General features: G+C 32.9%; 20 protein-coding genes. 4 read left to right on the top strand and 16 right to left on the bottom strand.

What is annotated here, in order from left to right:
- Window positions 1–155: 155 nt before the first annotated feature.
- From ACTCDL_RS01510 to ACTCDL_RS01470, 9 genes are all read right to left on the bottom strand, one after another.
- Window positions 156–1,826 (bottom strand): ABC1 kinase family protein, encoded by a 1,671-nt coding sequence (locus tag ACTCDL_RS01510; protein ID WP_463173486.1) that lies wholly within the window; start codon window positions 1,824–1,826, stop codon window positions 156–158.
- A gap of 181 nt (window positions 1,827–2,007) precedes the next feature.
- Window positions 2,008–2,481 (bottom strand): DUF456 domain-containing protein, encoded by a 474-nt coding sequence (locus ACTCDL_RS01505; protein ID WP_463173484.1) that lies wholly within the window; start codon window positions 2,479–2,481, stop codon window positions 2,008–2,010.
- Complete coding sequence (locus ACTCDL_RS01500; RefSeq protein WP_463173483.1) at window positions 2,471–2,827, bottom strand: phasin family protein; 357 nt, start codon at window positions 2,825–2,827, stop codon at window positions 2,471–2,473. Before ACTCDL_RS01500 ends, ACTCDL_RS01505 begins: the two co-directional genes overlap by 11 nt.
- Before the next feature lie 176 nt (window positions 2,828–3,003).
- Window positions 3,004–3,846: a protein translocase subunit SecF gene (secF, locus tag ACTCDL_RS01495; protein ID WP_463173481.1), complete on the bottom strand. Its 843-nt coding sequence runs from the start codon at window positions 3,844–3,846 to the stop codon at window positions 3,004–3,006.
- Window positions 3,847–3,851: 5 nt separating this feature from the next.
- The gene (gene secD, locus ACTCDL_RS01490) at window positions 3,852–5,069 is read right to left on the bottom strand and encodes a protein translocase subunit SecD (RefSeq protein ID WP_463173479.1); all 1,218 of its coding nucleotides are present in this window, start codon (window positions 5,067–5,069) and stop codon (window positions 3,852–3,854) included.
- A 369-nt stretch (window positions 5,070–5,438) separates the two neighbouring features.
- Window positions 5,439–6,122: a phosphohydrolase gene (locus ACTCDL_RS01485; RefSeq protein WP_463173477.1), complete on the bottom strand. Its 684-nt coding sequence runs from the start codon at window positions 6,120–6,122 to the stop codon at window positions 5,439–5,441.
- Window positions 6,123–6,394: 272 nt separating this feature from the next.
- Window positions 6,395–6,946 carry a manganese efflux pump MntP gene (locus ACTCDL_RS01480; protein ID WP_463173476.1) on the bottom strand — a complete coding sequence of 184 codons (552 nt, stop codon included), beginning with the start codon at window positions 6,944–6,946 and terminating at the stop codon, window positions 6,395–6,397.
- Window positions 6,947–7,242: 296 nt separating this feature from the next.
- The gene (locus tag ACTCDL_RS01475) at window positions 7,243–7,629 is read right to left on the bottom strand and encodes a DUF134 domain-containing protein (RefSeq protein ID WP_463173475.1); all 387 of its coding nucleotides are present in this window, start codon (window positions 7,627–7,629) and stop codon (window positions 7,243–7,245) included.
- A 169-nt stretch (window positions 7,630–7,798) separates the two neighbouring features.
- Entirely contained in the window at window positions 7,799–8,485 is a 687-nt protein-coding gene (locus tag ACTCDL_RS01470; protein ID WP_463173474.1) for a cell wall hydrolase, read from the bottom strand.
- Window positions 8,486–9,029: 544 nt separating this feature from the next.
- On the opposite strand from ACTCDL_RS01470, the gene ACTCDL_RS01465 reads away from it, so the two are divergent.
- The 4 genes from ACTCDL_RS01465 (at window position 9,030) to ACTCDL_RS01450 (ending at window position 11,434) form a co-directional block, all read left to right on the top strand.
- Window positions 9,030–9,740 carry a YetF domain-containing protein gene (locus tag ACTCDL_RS01465; RefSeq protein WP_463173473.1) on the top strand — a complete coding sequence of 237 codons (711 nt, stop codon included), beginning with the start codon at window positions 9,030–9,032 and terminating at the stop codon, window positions 9,738–9,740.
- Between the two features lie 29 nt (window positions 9,741–9,769).
- Complete coding sequence (locus ACTCDL_RS01460) at window positions 9,770–10,141, top strand: DUF4363 family protein (RefSeq protein ID WP_463173472.1); 372 nt, start codon at window positions 9,770–9,772, stop codon at window positions 10,139–10,141.
- A gap of 13 nt (window positions 10,142–10,154) precedes the next feature.
- Entirely contained in the window at window positions 10,155–10,832 is a 678-nt protein-coding gene (locus ACTCDL_RS01455; protein ID WP_463173471.1) for a DUF421 domain-containing protein, read from the top strand.
- Between the two features lie 131 nt (window positions 10,833–10,963).
- Entirely contained in the window at window positions 10,964–11,434 is a 471-nt protein-coding gene (locus ACTCDL_RS01450) for a cell wall hydrolase (protein WP_463173470.1), read from the top strand.
- A gap of 93 nt (window positions 11,435–11,527) precedes the next feature.
- Here ACTCDL_RS01450 and ACTCDL_RS01445 read toward each other — a convergent pair whose 3' ends face one another.
- The 7 genes from ACTCDL_RS01445 to ACTCDL_RS01415 all read right to left on the bottom strand — a co-directional run bounded on the left by ACTCDL_RS01445 (window position 11,528) and on the right by ACTCDL_RS01415 (window position 20,073).
- Window positions 11,528–12,250, bottom strand: a complete 723-nt coding sequence (locus ACTCDL_RS01445; protein ID WP_463173469.1) for a peroxiredoxin — start codon at window positions 12,248–12,250, stop codon at window positions 11,528–11,530.
- Window positions 12,251–12,594: 344 nt separating this feature from the next.
- Window positions 12,595–14,448, bottom strand: coding sequence for a methyl-accepting chemotaxis protein (locus ACTCDL_RS01440; RefSeq protein ID WP_463173468.1), 1,854 nt, complete (start codon window positions 14,446–14,448; stop codon window positions 12,595–12,597).
- Window positions 14,449–14,909: 461 nt separating this feature from the next.
- Complete coding sequence (lepB, locus tag ACTCDL_RS01435; protein ID WP_463173467.1) at window positions 14,910–15,512, bottom strand: signal peptidase I; 603 nt, start codon at window positions 15,510–15,512, stop codon at window positions 14,910–14,912.
- Window positions 15,513–15,544: 32 nt separating this feature from the next.
- Complete coding sequence (gene yajC / locus ACTCDL_RS01430; RefSeq protein WP_463173466.1) at window positions 15,545–15,802, bottom strand: preprotein translocase subunit YajC; 258 nt, start codon at window positions 15,800–15,802, stop codon at window positions 15,545–15,547.
- A gap of 398 nt (window positions 15,803–16,200) precedes the next feature.
- Entirely contained in the window at window positions 16,201–17,316 is a 1,116-nt protein-coding gene (gene tgt, locus ACTCDL_RS01425) for a tRNA guanosine(34) transglycosylase Tgt (RefSeq protein WP_463173465.1), read from the bottom strand.
- 354 nt (window positions 17,317–17,670) lie between these two features.
- Window positions 17,671–18,693 carry a tRNA preQ1(34) S-adenosylmethionine ribosyltransferase-isomerase QueA gene (gene queA / locus ACTCDL_RS01420; RefSeq protein WP_463173464.1) on the bottom strand — a complete coding sequence of 341 codons (1,023 nt, stop codon included), beginning with the start codon at window positions 18,691–18,693 and terminating at the stop codon, window positions 17,671–17,673.
- Between the two features lie 177 nt (window positions 18,694–18,870).
- The gene (locus ACTCDL_RS01415; RefSeq protein ID WP_463173463.1) at window positions 18,871–20,073 is read right to left on the bottom strand and encodes a SpoIID/LytB domain-containing protein; all 1,203 of its coding nucleotides are present in this window, start codon (window positions 20,071–20,073) and stop codon (window positions 18,871–18,873) included.
- Window positions 20,074–20,120 lie beyond the last annotated feature (47 nt).

Raw genomic sequence — 20,120 nt, 5'->3', positions numbered from 1 at the left:
TAGCTACGGGTTTTAATCCGTAGTGTAACATGTCATCATCACCACAGATTGAAACCTGTGGCTAGTAAATTTATCATTATAAAAAGTATCGTAATATCTCATATAACAACACTTTTAAATTTCACTCCAAAATCAGATAATTATAATATATTATATCAAAATCTCCCTGATCTCAAAATAGAGATGACCAACCAAATTCCTAGCATTGCAGCAATTAAATAGCCTGATATACCTACAACAGGAAAACCTAAAAACTCTGGTCCCTTATCTGCTAACATAATTAAGGAGGAACCGACAATCAAAGAGGCAATGATTAAAGAGATCGATAAGCGATTACTTACAATATCCAATTTAGAGATTAAGGGTTTAATCCCTACATGGTGAAACTTTATCTCTAATTGATCCTCTTGCATTAGATTAAATATATTATGTAACTCTTCAGGCAAATCTATTATATAATTACTAATTTCTTGTAAGCGTTCTAGAGTATCTTTCATTAGTCGTTTAGGGCTTAGCCTCTTTTTAATAATATCATAAGCAAAGGGTTTAGCTACAGTTAAGATATCAAATTTAGGCTCTATTTTAGATACTACCCCTTCAACTGTAATCAAAGATTTAACCAATAAAATAAACTCTATTGGCAGCCTAATCTTGTATTTAAAGGTCAAATCCAAGAGTCTATTCATGATTACTGACAACTCTACCTCTTCTAAAGTTACACCATGATAATCCTCAATCAATCTAGCAAAATCTCTTTTTAAAGATCTCATATCTATCTCTTTAGTTACCATTCCTAAATTTAATAACTCTTCAATTGCCTTATCTGTATCCTTTTTTATCAAAGCTATAAATAAATTAGCCACTCTCTCTCGATCATCTTGCGTTAGCTGACCTACTAGCCCAAAATCAATCCAAGCCACCTTATAATTTTTAGTGATGATAAAGTTACCAGGATGGGGATCACCATGGAAAAGTCCATCAATCATAATCTGTTTCATAAAAGATTTACTGATTGTCTTAGCCAGATTCTCAGTTTGAGAATCATCCTTTATTTTATTAATATTATAACCATCAATGAACTCCATAGTAAAAATTCTCTTAGTTGTTAAATCCCAAAAAACCTTAGGAATAATAATGTCATCTTCAGAAATAAAATTCTTGTAAAATTTCTTTGTATTTCTACCTTCTATTCTATAATCAAGCTCCTGCTTAATCATATTAGAGAAGTTATTTACTATCTCTACAGGATCAATGAAGTCATCACTAAAGACTCTATTTTTTAAGAGGTTAGCTAAATTGGACATAATATCCAAATCAGTCTCTATAGTGGAATGAATCCTTTTTCTTTGAACCTTAACAACAACCTCTTCTCCATTCTTTAAGATAGCTTTATGAACTTGTCCAATAGAAGCACTTGCCAAAGGAGCAGACGAGACTTCGCTAAAGTATTGACTATAATCTCCATTCAACTCTCTATTTAACTGTTTAATCACATCCTCAAAGCCCATAGCCGGAACCTGGTCTTGTAATTTCTCTAACTCTTCTATATAGTTACGAGAAATCAAATCAGGTCGAGTACTAAGTAGTTGTCCTAACTTAATGTAGGTTGGTCCCAACTCCTCCAATACCTTTCTAAGCCTCATTGCTCTAGAATCATGTTGAGGCTTACTTGGTTTTAACTTTTTAATCCTCTTACTTAAAGGTAGAAACTGGCGTAACTCCATCACTTCTATCAAATAACCAAAGCCATGTTTGATCAAAACTTCTACTATATCTCTATACCTTTTTATATTCCTATAATGCATTCCAAGATCTTTAAAGAGCATCTATACCACCGCCATTCAGTATACAGTTAACAGTGTACAGTTGACAGTTAAATTTAAATTTAAATTTTTTCTACCTATACCCTTTTATGAATTAATGAATTTTAATCTATTTAATCTTTATAACTGTCAATTACTAACTGTTAGCCATCAACTACAAAATATCCCACTTACTATCTATAACTTAAAAAATCTTTACTAATAATAAAGTAGTCATCAATATTGAGATTAAAAAAGAGATTATTGAGCCACTAATATTACCTACAATTGTACCTATTCCAACCTTTAAAGCCTCTTCAAGCCTCTTGCCTCTGAATAATTCTACAATGATTGCTCCTAAAAGTGGACCTATTACCAGACCAACTGGACCTAGAAATATTATAGCTAATATAACGCCAAAAATAGCCCCTATAATCCCATACTTACTAGCACCAAAATACCTAGCTCCTAGTGCACTTGCCAAATAATCTAATCCTTCAGCCAATATGCTCAATAGGGCTAATATACCAATAAATCCCCAACCATAAACAATAAAGTTATTAATAAATCCATAAATTAATGCTCCTAATAAAATTAAAGGGGTACCAGGAACTGCTGGTACTAAGGTTCCCAAAACCCCTAATGCTGATAATATTGTAACTATAATCTTAACTGTCATCTTCAGCTACCTCTATCCCATCACCTTTTAAGCTCTCTATCTCTCTTTCTAAAGACTTGATATGTAGCTCTAATTTAGCAACCTTCTCATTTAACTCTTCTACATCCTCTTTTTTTACAATACCTACTTTATTGAGAGAATTATCTATCTCTGTCTTAATCTTATCTCTCATCTGTTCTTGTTGCTCTTTAGCTTTTTTAGTCATATTATTAATCAATTCATTTGCTTCATCTTTACTTACCTTACCTTCTTCTACAAGCTTTTGAACCATCTCTTCAACTTTATCCTTGGTCAAAAACAATGCACCTAAACCTGTTACCATCATCTCTTTAATAAAGTTTAACAAATTCATCACCTCCAGAAGTTGTTAATAATTATATCACAACTCTTATATTTTTCCAAATACTACAAATCTAATACTAGGATATGAAGATTTTTTATTTATATAACTTAAACCATAAAATAAAAACAACCCCCAGCTTCTAAAAACCAAGGGTCATTAAATATAACTTATTATTTATCTTATCTTCTCTCATCCCACTCTACTAAGATAGGACTAGCTACAAAGATTGAAGAATACGTTCCTGATAAGACACCTATTAATAATGCCAACATGAAGTTTTGAATAGTTGTACCACCTAAAAACAAGATAGCCAAAACAGGTAACAACGTAGTAAGTGATGTATTGATAGAACGTGGTAAAGTCTCAATAATTGCTTCATTATTTAATTGAGCAAAGGTCTCTTTTTTAGCCATTCTCATCTTCTCTCTGATTCTATCAAAGATAACTATCGTATCATTAATTGAGTATCCAACAATAGTCAATAAAGCAGCTATAAAAGGACTGTTAATCTCAACATGTAACAATGAAAAGATACCTATTACAATTAAAACATCATGTAATAAAGCTAATATTGCTGCAATAGCAAACCTAAACTCAAATCTCATACTAATATAAGCCACAATAGCAATAGATGCTAATAGTAAAGCAATCAAGGCTTTGTTTCTCAATTCCTTCCCGATTGTTCCACCAACCTTCTCAGTTCTTAACATCTTTCCTGGATATTTCTGTTGAATCTTGCTTTCAATAGCACTGACCTCTTGATGTGATAACTCTTCCATTCTAATTAAAACACCATTATTTTCAGTCTGTTGCACTTTAACCTCTTTAGTCAGTTTGAAGTCTTTTAGCAAGTCTCTAATTTCTGTATTAGTAACTGGTTTATCAAATCTAAACTCTATAACTGTTCCCCCAGCGAAATCAATTCCAAAGTTCATTCCTTGCAAGATAATAGAGATCAAACCTACTAAAATAATTATTGCTGAAATCGACATCCATAATCTTCTTTTACCGATAATATCCACTACTATTACCTCCTTGCCCAACCAAAAGCCTTTGGTTTATTTACTAGATTAGTACTTAATAATAAGTTCAATAACATTCTAGTCACTACAATAGCTGTAAACATACTTACTAAGATACCGATACTTAATGTAATTGCAAAACCTCGAACAGTTCCAGTTCCAAAATAGCCCAAAATAGCAGCTGTAATTAAAGTTGTGATATTAGAATCTAAGATAGTGGTAAATGCACGATCAAAACCAGATTTTACTGCTGATTTAACTGTTTTACCTTGACGATATTCATACTTAATTCTTTCAAATATAATTACGTTTGCATCTACTGCCATACCAATAGATAAGATTAAACCTGCAATTCCTGGTAAGGTCAAAGTAGCATTTAATCCTGCTAAAATACCTAAAGCAATTATACTATAAAAGGCCAGGGCCACTGCTGCCACTGCTCCAGATAACCAATAAGTAATAATCATAAAGATTACAATTAAAATTAAACCAATAATTGCTGCTTGAATACTCTTGTCAATGGAAATTTTACCCAAAGTAGGTCCAACAGTTCTATTCTCTACTACCTCAACTGGTACAGGTAAAGCACCTGCTCTAAGTAATAAAGCAGTCTGTTGAGCATCCTCTAAATCTTTAAAGCCAGTAATCTGACCCTTTCCTCTGATTTCACTCTGTACTGTTGGTGCAGTTAATAACTTATTATCTAAATAGATAGCAATTACTTTGCCAATATTCTTTCTTGTAATTGTAGCAAACTCTTTACTTCCCTCTTTTGTTAATTCAAAACTGACAACTGGTTGATTAAACTTTCCACCATAAGCAGCCCTTGCATCCTTTAATGCTTCACCAGTCATTACAATCTCTCCAGCCTCATTTTTAAACTGCAATTGAGCTGTCTTTCCGATAGTTTCAATAGCTTGGTTAGGATCTTCAACACCAGGTAGCTCTACTATAATCCTTCTTTGACCTTGTCGCTGCACAAGTGGTTCTGTCAATCCTAATTCATCAACTCTGCGATTAATAACATTTACTAATCGATTCATAGCATCATCATCTACTTTAGCAGTTTGGGTATCATGAGCTTCTAAAAGGACATGAGTTCCTCCCTGTAAATCTAATCCTAATTCCATACTTTCATTTAATGGATATAAGAAGTATGCTGCTAATCCTAATAATGCCACAATTAGAATAAAATTAAACATTCTTTTCTGTTTCCAGTTCATAATCCTGTCTCCTTCCTCTTATTAAAATAAAAGTTATCCAAATATATAACATCTCTTATTTAGAAGGTTAGATACTTCTAGAGATATTATCTATAGGATAAAAACAACCCTTAGCTTAGTAATACATCACTAAACTCTGCTTCAATTATCCATCAGCATAGTACCGTTGCTTAACTCCCTTGAAATAGGCTTATGTAAAATCTTATAAATACTAACTAGAGGATAATATAATACTAGCTACTAATTATTTAATATTAGATAGTTACTTGAAGAGAAATTATCTAAGAACAAAATTAATAGCCATATATAATATTAGACAACATATCTATTATATCCTTTAAAAAATCCCTTGTCAATCAGTCAAAGCCCTTATAATAGCTTAGTATCATTAATTATTAAATGAAAATTACATTCTAAAGTTAGGGCTGCTTTTCTAGACATTAGCATCCTTGTTAGAAAGATTTCAAAGTATTCTATAACTGAAATAATCTCTAAATCAATCTCTAACCTCAAAGTAATTGTCTTATCATATCTATTTACCTCAATAGTCGACTGCTTAGCTGCATAATTGACCCGGTCATGGATATCAAAGGTGGCAAACTCTTTATTTCTAACTCTAGTATAGTGAACATCAGATTTATCAGCTATAATCAATGCTGCTGCAACTACATTAACTGGCTCTCCAAAGTTCTCATCATGATTGCCTATAGCACCAATAACCATTGCAATTTCCTCATAGCTCATTCCCATCTCCCTTAACAGATTCTCAGCAATTATAGCTGAATGTTGGTCATGGTCATGACGATTAATGACATTACCTACATCATGTATATAACCAGCAATCTTACCTAACTCTATTACTCTCTTTGAGTAGCCCAACTCTGCTAAAATATCACCTACCAACTTTGAAATTAGACCTGCATGTCTAAAGCCATGCTCAGTAAAGCCCATTGCCGAGAGGTGCTCATTAGCCTTTGAAATATATGCCTTAATTAAAGGATGCTTCTTGACCTCCTCTACTGTAATTAATCTCTCAACAGTTAGTTCACTCATAATACAATCCACTCCTCTATCTAATGAATTAGTTTTAGTTTAAGAATTAGACTCAAACTTAAACTCATAGTTAGATTTAAACTAAAGTTAATCTTAATTAGTATGGATTTATTCTCGGGAATCTGGAATCAGTCTGTTTTACTGATAACTGGTCCCTGACTCCTGATTCCTAAAGGTGTCACAATATCCCCATTAAATTACACTTTAGACTTGAATATCTATAAAGCTCCCCAATTTTGGGAGCTTATATTTGAACAACTATTAAATTTTATCTAACCAAGGAACATCTTAATCCCAAATAAGATTAATATAATCCCTCCAAGATACTCAGCATATTTCTCTACCAACATTAAATTCTTTATGTACTTTACTGTAACTATTGCAATCAGAGTAGAAACTGCTGCTACAAATCCAATTATCAGAGAATTATTAATTACCATATAAATAGAGTATTGATGTAGTACAGAAAAACCAATACCTAAAGCATCTATGCTGACACTGATACCTAAAAGAATATACTTCCAAAAGTCTAATCTATAATATACACAGGCTTCTTTGTTTTCTAAACCTTCTTTGATAAATAGTGTACCTATAATCAATATTATTATCCCACCTAAATAACCAGAGATATCAAAGAAATAATTACTGATAAAACTCCCTAAAACTCCTCCTATTAAAGCTAATAGAGCTTGAAAAAAACCAAAAGAGAATACTAGAGAAAACTTCTCCTGAGATTCAAGCTCCTTTCCACAGCCAATTCCTAAAGCTACACCAAAGGCATCCAATGATAGAGCCACTGCTAATAACAAGATACTTTTAATCATTTTTCTTCCTCCCCAATATTAATGAAAAATTTATCTATAATAAATAAAACGAGACCTTATGGTACGCCAAAGCGCACCAAAGGTCTCGTTAAACAGAATTACTGCCGATAAAGCCAGGCATAAATGCCACTATGTTGACTATATCTAATAAACTACTCCCCAATGGTAGCAAAATTTAAATTTAACGTGTTTTGCTAATATTATATATATCAGTTGTTTTTTTGTCAATTAAAAAGGAATAATCAATGTATTTAGAGGGGAGTTCTAAAAATATATCAGGCTCCTAAAACACCCTCTCAACCTTCACTACATTCTCTACAAATTATCTTCTTTCTACATTTTTCAACTCTATTTTTATGTTGAGTCTTCTTGCCACATTTATTACATTGGCCTTTATACTCATAATCACCACCAGCAAATTTAATAGCCTTTCCTTCAATCAAAGCATCTGCTATCTTAGCACGTGCCTCAATTAGTACTCTCTGAAATGTCGGGCGGGATACTTCCATCTGTTCTGAAGCCTCTTGTTGAGTCAACCCCAATTTATCCTTAAGCCTAATCGCTTCTATCTCCTCTATAGTCAAAACTACTTCTTCTAACTTACACTTTGGTACTCGAGCTGGATTGAATAGTTTAACTTCTGGTATATAACTTACTTGCCTCTTTTTAGTAGGTCTTACCATAGATATCAACTCCTTTTCATTTAACTTATTATACCATAGACCTCTTTAAGTTAAAATTTAATATTGGCAATTTTTCTAATAGTTCTAAATCTTCTTATAGAAACTTTTGATCTTCTACCTACTCTATAACAAAGAGCCTTTTACCATTAATGGTAAAAGGCTCTTTTAATTATACTGCAAAGAAATGTCGTCCGATTCTACCAATTACTTGGCGTGTATAAATCCAATAGGAGGTTACTTTAGCTGGATTATAATAGAATACAGCCCCTCCACTTGGATCCCATCCTTTTAAGGCTGCTTCTACAGCTTTACGCATACTTGGATCTGGATCTAACCAAAACTGGCCATCATGAACAGCTGTAAATGCCCACGGTTGGAAGATTACCCCTTTAATTGTATTAGGAAATCGCTCATCTAATACCCTATTGATTACAACTGAAGCAACAGCTACTTGTCCCTCAAAACTCTCTCCTCTAGCCTCAGAATAAACTGTTCTCAATAATAAATCCATCTCTTCTGCAGTTACATCTAATCGATCATTTGAATTACTAATATTCAAATTGTAATGGCTCTTTAATCTCTTAATAGTCTCATATCCTGCAAAACCATCAATTCTTAAATTATAGTTCTTTTGAAATTCAATTACAGCCCTTTCTGTAATAGGACCATAATAACCAGTAGGCTCAACATGAAAATATCCTTTACTTGCTAACATGCTCTGTAGTGCCTTAACATCCCTTCCTCGAGTACCGAAGTATAACATTCTATTGCCTAAAGCAGCTGCTTCCCCAACTGAAGTCATAAAAATCATCAAAGCTAATATCATCACAAAAGTAATTGTAAATTTATTTTTCATATTTTTCACCTCCAAAGTTTGATTAACGAATCTCATTATACAAATATATCTCTTATCATTCAAAGGTATTTATTGTAAAATTAATCACAGAAATATTATGGCCCTACTCAGTATAGCTTCTAATTAAAAATCAACGAATTTTTCTAACACTTAGTCGCTTATATCCCCTTAGCAACTTACTCTTTATATAGTCATCCAACTTTAGAGTGAAACAATAGAAAGATAGTGTGACACTTCGTGTCAGTGTGAGTGAGTAGTTTGAGTGTGTGTGAAGTGCCTTTTTATTGAATTTCACTCACACTCCCACACCAACTTAAACTTATAAAAAGTGTCCCAATATCCCCATTAAGTTTCATTTCAAATTGACACACCTATAAATAGAGTAATTCTTCTACTAACTCGGTATATCTCTAGCTGATTTTGTTCACTCTAATCTTTATATGAAAATTTCTGCATATAAAATTTATAAAAACAGATAATACTATATAAAAAGTTAATAATTTTAAAATTGCTAAATTTGATTATTTGTTAAAGGAGACTAAATATGATACTTTCTCTAATCATCAAAACTACTATAGCCTATTATTTATTACTATTTCTAACTAGAGTAATAGGAAGAAAGATAATTGCTCAAATGACCTTTTTTGACTTTGCAATTGGAGTTACTGTAGGAACAATTACAGGAAATATCGCACTAGGAACAAAAACTGATAGTCTATCTGCTTCTATAGTTTTAACAGTCTTTGCTTTATTAACTATTCTAACTGATTTTATTCATTTAAAAAGCCACCTATTTAGAAAATATGTAGGTTCTGAGCCTGTAGTTTTAATCAAAAATGGGAAAATAGTTTATGAAAACATGAGAAAAATCCGTTATACCATCAACGAATTAATGATGCAATTAAGAAAGAAGAATATTTTTGATATAGGAGATGTTGAGTTTGCCCTAGTAGAACTTGATGGCAAAGTTTCAGTTCAACCAAAATCACAAAAACAGGCTGTTACCCCACAGGATTTAAAGCTCTCTACATCCTATAAAGGTCTAACTAAAGACCTTGTGATTGATGGCAAAATCATGGATGAAAACTTAAAGGATGCAGGATTGGATAAAGATTGGCTAATAACGGAATTATCCCATAAGGAGGTAACTGATTACAAAGAAGTATTATATGCAGGTTTAGACACCACAGGTAACCTTTATGTCTCTTTAAAAAAAGAAAAAGATGAAAAAGATGGTCAATATGGATTAGAGTAAATATAACTGATATATTCGGAGGTGAAAGAATGTTTGACCGCTTAGGCACACGTTATATACTTGCAATTTGCTGGATTGTAGCTTTTATAATCTTATGGATTATATTACAGCTTTCATTGCCAGATAAACTTTTAACTGATAATTTAGTTAGTATTGAGAAGTCTATATCTGATGAAAATTGGCAGTTAACCAATAAAAGAATGAAAAAATTAGAAGAAAATTGGCATGATAATAGATTAGCAATACAGATTAGCAATGGTACAGCAGAGATCTATGAATTTGAAAGAGCCTTAGGACACTTAAGAACACTAGTCAAACATAAAGAAGATGATTCTCTTGAATACCTTGGGCTTTTAAAAGAGATTTCAAAAAATCTTACTGATGTCTTTCCAGGTCCTTAAAGGAGTGATATAATTGACTGATTTTCTTTCTTACTCAATTAGAGTTCTATTGGTTTATATCTTTACTTATTTTGGTACCAGAATGCTATCTAAGAAAGCTATTGCACAGATGACTGCTTATGAAATGGCAGGAGTCATAGTTTTAACAACTGTTGCTGCTGAACCTTTGGTAACTAAAGTTACTACCAAAGCTTTATTTGGAACTGGATTTCTTATCTTTCTAATATCATTAACAAGTAGATTAACCCTTATAGAGAAACTAACTCCTATTTTAGAACATAAACCAACAATATTGGTTAAGGATGGACAACTTGATATGAATGCCTTAAAAAAGATAGATTTGAGCCTAAATCAAATGAAAGGCTTATTAAGACAGAAAGGCTATGATAAAGTTTGCGATGTAGAATATGCTATATTGGAGCCTCAAGGAAATTTATCAGTTATTGCCAAATCACAAAAAAGACCACTACAGCCTAGTGATCTCAATATTAGTACTCAATATGAAGGTTTAACAGTCCCTTTAATTATGGATGGAGTAATTATAGATAGAAACCTGGAACACGTTAAACTAACTGAAACTTGGTTAATTGGAGAGCTAAGAAAACAGGGAATAACAGATTATAAGAATCAAATCAATCTAGCTGAACTAGATACCTCAGGAAATCTATCAATATCTAAGAATAATGGTTAAGCATTTCTGCCTTATTTGATTTAGGAATTTAAAATAAATCTTATATCCATATTACTTTAGATAAAAATATCATAAATAGTATAAACTATATGATAACATCAGATTTTAAACTTTTAAAAGGAGAGATAAAAATGAATAAAAAAGGAATAATTCTGATAACAATATTACTTATTGGAGTTTCTATCTTCTGCGGGTACTATAATGCAAAGTTAGCAGAAGCTAAAACACCATCATGGTTTTGGAGTCTATCCCCTACTACAAGACTAATGGTTAATACTGTTCATGCAGAAGCTAAAGGTGAACCCTATCTTGCTAAAGTTGCAGTAGCAGCAGTAATGATGAATCGGGTCAGAAGTCATAAGTTTCCTAATACCATTGCAGGTGTAATTTATCAGCCTTGGGCCTTTACTCCTGTAGCTCATGGACTTGTCTGGAGCCAAAGACCAACTGAAGATTCAATCAGAGCAACTCTTTCAGCTATAAGGGGGTGGGACCCTACATATGGCTGTCTCTACTTCTACAACCCTGCTACATCTACCTCTAGATGGATTTATTCTAGAAGAACAGTTCGCAAAATAGGTAAGCATATCTTTGCTAGATAAATAATGACTATAACTAGCCCTACTGATATATCAGTAGGGCTAGTTATTATTAAAGAGAGAATCTTTATTATCTAACCATCTTCTCTTAAACACCTATCTTCTTCTATCTCTATCATATAAATCACGATAACACAAATACCAATCCTTACAGTTATAACCTTGCTTCAACCTTTCTTCAGCCTCTTGAGCAGTTCGAGGTGGTGAAACAATTACTGGTTCTCCTGGTCGCCAGTTAGCTGGGGTAGCCACATTGTACTTATCTGCTGTCTGTAATGCTTTAATCATCCTTAATAATTCATTGGTATTTCTACCTACCTCTGGTGGATAATATACTATTGTTCTAATTATCTGCTCTGGATCAATGATAAAAACTGCTCTAACTGTACTAGTATCGCTAACACCTGGCTGAATCATACCATACTTATTAGCGACTTTGAATCCTAAATCAGCAATAATAGGAAAAGGTACCTTAACTCCAAATAAATCTTCAATACTCCTTATCCAAGCAATATGAGAATAGACACTATCAATACTTAAACCAATCAGTGATGTATTTAACTCTTGAAATCTATCATAATTTCTAGCAAATGAAACAAACTCAGTGGTACAGACTGGAGTAAAATCAGAAGGATGAGAGAACAACATTACCCATCCCCCTTTATAATCTGATAAAGAAATTTCTCCTTGAGTAGTTGGAGCAGTAAAATTTGGTGCTAGTTGATTTATTGTTGGTATTGTAGATTCTTTAGCTTCTACTTTCTTAAGACCTCCACCAGAATTAGATTTAAACCCTTCACCTGTTAAGAGATTAGCCATAGATTTCTCAACTCCTTTTAAAAATATCTATCTAAAACTTATTCAATTCAAAGGAACTTTATATCTAATCTATAGTTATAATGGATTATTAACTACCCAATAGTATCAATAGTAAAAAAGTACAACAATAGAGAGATATTACGACACTTTCGTGTCAGGAATCGGGAATCTGGAATCAGTCTGTTTTACTGATAACTGGTTCCTGATTCCTAAAAATGTCTCAATATCCCCATAAGGAAAAATTACTTATATTGAAATTGAATCATCAATATTACTAATCAAATAAGACAAATCCCTTCTTTAAAACAAAAACTTCCTAGTAACATTACTAGGAAGTTTTAATATTATAATTTAAATTTGGCTATCTCTGCTTGTAAAATTTGAGCAATATCAGCTAAATCTTGAGAAGACTCACTTACCTGCTGTGACATATCATTAATTTCTTTAGAACCACTTCTTACCTGTTCACTATTTACAGCTAAACTTTGAGTTGAATGTGCCACTTCCTCAATATAAGCTGATGTCTCTTGGATTGAAGTTTTGATTTGACCGAAAAATTGACCAGTCTCTTCAACAATATTCTTACCTGCTTCTGTCTTATTCTCCACCTGCTTAACTGAATTTAATCCATCCTTTGAACTCTTCTGAGTATTCTTAATCAAATTACTGATTTCATCAGTAGCTTTAGAAGTATCTTCTGCTAGACTTCTAATCTCATCTGCTACTACAGCAAAACCACGACCATGTTCTCCCGCTCTAGCAGCCTCAATAGCTGCATTTAATGCCAATAAATTGGTCTGTTCTGCTATGTTATTAATTAACTCTACAATCTTACCTATCTCTTGAGAGTTAGCGTCTAGGTTATTAATAATCTTGACAGTATTTTTTACCATCTGGTTGATCTCATTCATACTATTTATAGTATCTTCAACATTCTTATTCCCTAAATCTATCTTAGCATCAACATCTTGAATATGTCCAGCCACCTCTTGACTACCTGCAGAGATTTGTTGAACACTACTTGTTACTTCTCTAATACCATCATTATTGTTATCAATAGTTGCATTGGTCTCTTCAGCACTAGCAGATAGCTCTTGGCTATAGCTAGATATCCTCTCCACAATGTTTAATAATCCACCAAAGAACTCCTGTTGCTGTGCCGTTGTCTGATTAAAGGTCTCAGCTAACTCACCTAATTCATCACTACGTTCAATATTTATTCTAGTAGTAAAATCACCATCGGCAAGCAATTTAATACCTTCTGCGACTTGGATAATTGGTTGACTAAAGTTATCAGCCAACCACCAAGCTATTAAACTTGCTATAATACCAGCTATTAGAACCATTAATAAATTTTTATAGATAATACTCTTTAAAGGTCTAAAAGCTTCTACTGTAGGCTGCTGAGCCACTAAAGCCCATCCTAATCTATCTAAATACTGATATGCTCCTAGCATCTCTTTACCAAAAGAGTTCTGATAGATGCTATGACCATCTTTTCCAGATAAAGCCTTATCAACAGCTAATGTTCCTTTTCCACTCTTTCGAGCTAAAACTATATCTTCAAATTGCGGATGGGCAATTGCTATACCCTTATTATCAGTAAGAAAGACATAACCAGACTTGCCTAACTTTACTTCACCAACCATAGCTTGTAAGACTTGAAGGTTAATATCAGCTCCTAAGATGCCTATAATTTCTCCACCACTTCTGATTGGTACAGACATTGTAATACAAGGCTTTCCAGTACCTTTAGATATATAGGAATCTGAAATATAAGTTGAGCCTTTTATCGCACCTTTAAACCAATCCCTATGACTAAAATCCTCTCCTATATATTCAGTGTTCTGATTTAGACTGACCAATCTACCCTCTTCATCGCTAACGAAAAACATTTCAAAGATAGGGTTCTTATCTAAAAACTTTTTAAATATCTTCTGGTGCTCTTCTAATTCCATAGATTTAATTCCATCTAAACTCGCCATTAAGTCAACAACCTTGATCTTACCCTGAATCTTTTCACTAATCCGACTAGCCAATTGTTTAGCCAAGATATCATTTTGAGTAATAATTCCATGCTTAATCGCTTCTCTTTGATTAAGATAACTAAAAGTCCCATAAACCATAACTGGAATAATAGCCAATAATACCATAGCTAAGATCAACTTCTGCTTTAATTTCAAATTAAATAATATCATAATTCTCCTCCCCATATACTTATACCAAAATGGCTCTTATCTATATAGATATTATTTGATAGATTCTATAATTTAATATCATTTTCCTGCTTATTTATTATATCTATATAAACTGATAAAGATTTCATATTATAAACAAGTTAAAATCAAAAGAATATTAGATACAGATTAACACAGCGCCCTGAGGGAAACGACCTCTGTTGACTGAGGAAGTACTCTTGGGGTGATAAAAACAAATTAAAATAAAAGGTTATTTCAGATTTTAATCAGTGCCAAAAAAGTATTTTAAGAATTTAATTTCTTTTTTGTGTTCTATACACAGTAAATAAAGATAATAAAAATCATTTTAATTTTAAACTTTTCCTTGTTCTCTCAATAAATTATAAATTAATCTTTTTTAACTTTTAATTCAAATAAAAAAGTTAGTCTATGTGATAGACTAACAATATAAACTAACTCTTTTAATTCAAATCAGGATAAGTAACCTTGTCTAAAACTTTCATTTCAGTTACAGGCCAATAGACCCAGAATGCCTTACCACTAATATTCTTATAAGGAACATAACCTACAACCATCATATTTCTACTATCAGAACTATTGTTACGGTTATCTCCCATAGCAAAGACATGGTCTTTAGGTACATAGAAAGGACCAGCAGTACTACGAATTTCATACTCTTGTTTATCTTCATTATACATCCGATAAAGACGAGCTCTAATATAAGATTCATTAATATAATCTTCTTCAATCCTCTTATCATTAATATATAAAGACCCATCTTTAATCTCTAGCTTATCACCTGGAAGGCCCATCACTCTTTTAATATACTTTCTTTTAGGATCTCCTTTAGGCTTCAAGACAATTATATCACCTCTTTGAGGAGGTTCAAATCTATAAATAAACTTATTAACAAATAATCTCTCACCATCTGCCAAAGTAGGATCCATAGAATGTCCATGAACTACAAAGGATTGTGCTACAAAAGTTATAATAAAGAATGCTAAAACCCCGGCTATGAGCACAGACTCAATCAGTTCCTTAATCTCATCTTTAATAGCTAACATCATGCTCCTCCTATCTTATTCTCTATCTTCACTTAATCTTCTATTCTACCAACTGCCATCCTGCTGACCTTAATCTCTACTTCTGAAGCAATCTTTACACCTAACTCATCATCTTTAATTTCAGTAATCTCACCTTTAATTCCACCAATAGTAACTATCTTAGCCCCTATCTCTAAACTATCTAACATCTCTTGACGTTCTTGTTGCCTCTTCTTCTGTGGTTTGATAAATAAAAACCAAAAAAGAACTGTCATTACCACAAAGGGTAATAGACCACCTAAAATCTGCATCTAAACTCCTCCTTAAGTATCCAAGGACTATATAATCTAATTTAATATAACCCCATCAACTACCAAAATATTTTTATTTTCTTTATTTTATATTCAAGATTACAAGGTTAAAACCCTTTTATGAGAAATATCTTTTTTTAAGCAATATATCAAAAAATGTAACTAGTAACCAGCAAATAATCTTAAATAAAAATTATAGTCCTTAACCTTTAGACTTTAAATCTACAATAAAACTTTATGGATATAAAGCAACACCTTAGGAATCTGGAATCGGTTATCAGGAATCTGTAAAACATACTGATTCCAGGTTCCTGATTCATGACACGAAAGTGTCTGAATATCCTTCTATAACCCACTTTTAAGCTCCATTCCAAAATATAATGTCTATATTTACCAATTTAAACTTTTAACCCATATTTCTCATAAAATTCAGTACGATACTCTAAGAATCTATCCTCTGCAATAGCTTTTCTGATATTCTCCATCATATCCAATAAGAAGTGTAAATTATGATAAGTGGTCAATCTTACACCTAAGATTTCATTCTGCTTGATTAAGTGCCTAATATAAGCACGAGTATAGTTCTGACATACATAACAATCACAGTTTTGATCTAATGGACTAAAGTCCCTTTCATAAGTTGCATTACGTACAGTTACTCTTCCTTCACTAGTAAAGACCATCCCATTTCTAGCAACTCTAGTTGGGAATACACAATCAAACATATCTATCCCTCTCATTACACCTTCAAATAGATCAAAAGGAGTTCCTACTCCCATCAAATAGCGTGGCTTATTTTCAGGTAAGAAGTCAGGAGCATAATCTAGCACCTCAATCATCAACTCCTTAGGCTCACCTACACTTAAACCACCGATAGCATAACCAGGTAAGTCAAACTCGACAATCTGTTTAGCACTCTCTTCTCTTAAGTCCTTATACATCCCACCTTGCATAATCCCAAATAAAGCTTGATCATCACGAGTCTTAGCTTCAATACAACGTTCCAACCAGCGAGTGGTCATCTCTAAAGACTTCTTCACATAATCTCTATCAGCAGGATAGGGTGGACATTCATCAAAGGCCATCATAATATCTGCTCCTAAAGCTGTCTGAATCTCAATAGACTTTTCAGGGCTGATAAAATGTTTAGAACCATCGATATGGGACTTAAACTCTACTCCTTCTTCAGTAATATTATTCATATCACTTAAGCTAAAGACTTGAAATCCTCCACTATCTGTCAAAATTGGTCTATCCCAATTCATAAATTTATGTAATCCACCAGCCTCTGCTATCAAATCATGACCTGGCCTTAAATATAGATGATATGTATTACTTAAAATAATTTGAGAATTAATCTCCTTTAATTCCTCTGGAGTCATCGTCTTAACAGTAGCTTTAGTCCCTACTGGCATAAAGATAGGTGTTTCAATCTTGCCATGGGGAGTAGATAACTCTCCTAGTCTTGCTTTAGTATCCTTGCATTTTTTCTTTAATGTATATTTAAAAGACATCTTATTTCCTCCTATATTTAAATAAATAATGCAATAATCTTTACTTTTAAAAGTAAACCTTTAATTAGGTTAATTAAAAACTATTACGAGAAAGCTTATCAGCTTTTCACCCCAAGGGTACTTCTTTCAGGGCGTCTCGTGTTACTTTTAGCATTGCCCTAAAAGTAACCAAAAGGTCTAGAAAAAAATTAAAACTCGCTACGCAATCAAAATATTGATTATTATCATTGTTTTAAATTCTTTAATTAAGATTTTATTAAACTATAAATATTAGCTCAATTCTTGCTTCGCTCAAACAATAATTTTTTTCGGTTTTAAAAACTTAACTGTCAACTGTACACCGTACACTGTCAACTATAAAATCAACATCCCATCACCAAAACTATAGAATCTATACTTTTGCTCAACTGCCTGCTGATAGGCCTTCATTGTCAACTCTTGACCTGCAAAGGCACTGACTAGCATTACTAAAGTAGATTGGGGTAAATGAAAGTTGGTTATTAAAGCATCTACTGCTTTAAACTCATAACCTGGATAAATAAAGATATCAGTCCAGCCTTTAGCTGCTCTAATTTTACCATTTTCAGTAGCTACACTCTCCAAAGTTCTAGTAGAGGTTGTTCCTACAGAAAAAACTCTATTTCCTCTCTCTTTAGTATCATTGATTATCTTAGCAGTCTCTTCTGAGACCTCATAGTATTCAGAGTGCATATCATGCTCTTCTATAGTATCAACACTGACCGGTCTAAAGGTACCTAAGCCAACATGCAAGGTGATATCTACAATATTAACACCTTTATCTTCTATCTTAGCTAAAAGCTCATCAGTAAAATGCAATCCTGCCGTTGGAGCAGCAGCAGCTCCCTGTTTTTTAGCATAGACAGTCTGATACTTGTCACTCTTATCTAACTCCTTAGTTATGTATGGTGGCAAAGGCATCTCCCCTAGTTTATCTAACACTGCTTCAAAGGTCCCTTCATATTCAAATTTGATCACCCGTCCACCAAAGTCTGTTCTATCCTTAATCTCACCAACTAACTCTCCATTACCAAAAATAACTCTAGTCCCAAGCTTTAACTTACGCCCTGGGCGGACTAGAGCTTCCCATTCTCCTAATTCAACTTGAGTTAATAATAAAACCTCTACCCTAGCTCCTGTCTCTTTATGCCCAAATAAACGAGCTGGAATTACTTTAGTATTATTTCTCACCAAAGTATCTCCTGGCTCAAAATAATCTATAATCTCTTTAAATATCTTTCCCTCTATCTGCTCCTTGGCACGATTGATAACCATTAACCTTGATTCATCCCTTGGTTCCATCGGCTCTTGAGCAATTAGTTCTTCTGGTAGTTCAAAGTCAAAATCTTTAACCTTCATCTAATATTCCTCCAACCTCTTTAAATTATATTAATATATTTATATATGAACTTAAAATGAAATACTATAGGGGATATTGTGACACTTTTTTATTAAATAGTTAGGAGTTGGGTGGAACAGAATTAAATCATATTCTAAATTCATATGGCTATACTTAAAATTAATTCTAAAATAAAGTTACCACTTAACAATATCTATCCCTTGGTAATAATGCTTCAATATCTCTTGATAAGCATATCCATTTTCAGCCATCTGATATGCTCCCCATTGGCTCATCCCTACTCCATGGCCCCAGCCATGTCCAATAAATTGATATCTATCATCTTCTGTTGTTGTAAAACTATCCTCTACTCCTAAAGTTGCTAAGTCAAAGGTGAAGCTATTATCTAAATTGCTTAACCTTAAGGAGTTATTTCTATTAATAATAAAACGAGTACTCTTCAAGCCTAGCCAGAATCTAAAGGTAGAACTATCAACATCATAAATTCTATCATTGCTATCAAAAATTCTAATAAAGCTAGCTCTTCCTGAAGGTCCTACATCTTCTAAAGCTATCTTTTTTAGTCCAGTAAGAGAAACTCCCTTGGCTACTAATATCTTCTCTATCTCACCTTTAGAATATTCCTTCTGCCAACTATAATGGGGGGAGATATTATCAGGTGAACTGACACTTTGTAGATAGGGGGTATCACTACTCCAGATAGTTGCACCTTTAGCTGTCTGTCCTCCTGCTGTGGAATGATAGACAGCTGCAATCAACTGACCTTGATAAGTAGCCACCTCATTATGGGTCTTCTGTACTGCTGTTAATGTTCTGGGATGTTCAAAGCTATAACCTTTATAGGCTTGAGATCTAACAGTCGCTGATAAATTATATCCTTTACTTGCATGGGATTTCATATTCCTTAAGGCATAGGTTCTAGCTACAATTGCTTGAGCCTTTAAAGACTCCATCGGCCACTTAGCACTAATTTCACTACCTACTACACTGGCTAGATAATAATCAAAACCTAGATGATTAACCACTGTTAAACCTTTGGTATGATTTAAAATTTCTAAATAACCTCTATACTTTCTACCATTAACACTGATTAAACTGTTAGAGCCAACAGGATATACTAATACCTTATCCTCTTGGAAGATATTCTTCCCAAAATAGATTAAATCATTATTCTTCTTAATATTAAACCTATCTGATGAGATCAAATTAAACTCCACCCCATCATTTAATACCACCTTAACTCCATTATCTGCTCCAATTAATGCTGCTCCAACATCATCTAATATCCCTACTTTTACTGTGTCAATACTTGCATTACTAATAGATGTCATTGCAAACAATAAGACTAAGACGACTAATAGATTTAATTTTATTTTCATTTTATCCTGCCTCTCTGATTTAGTGATAAGTAACAGATGACGAATAG

The sequence above is a fragment of the Orenia sp. genome (genome assembly GCF_055140805.1).
The sequence above is the reverse complement of the archived record's forward strand: the minus strand, read 5'-3'. Positions and strand labels throughout refer to the sequence as shown.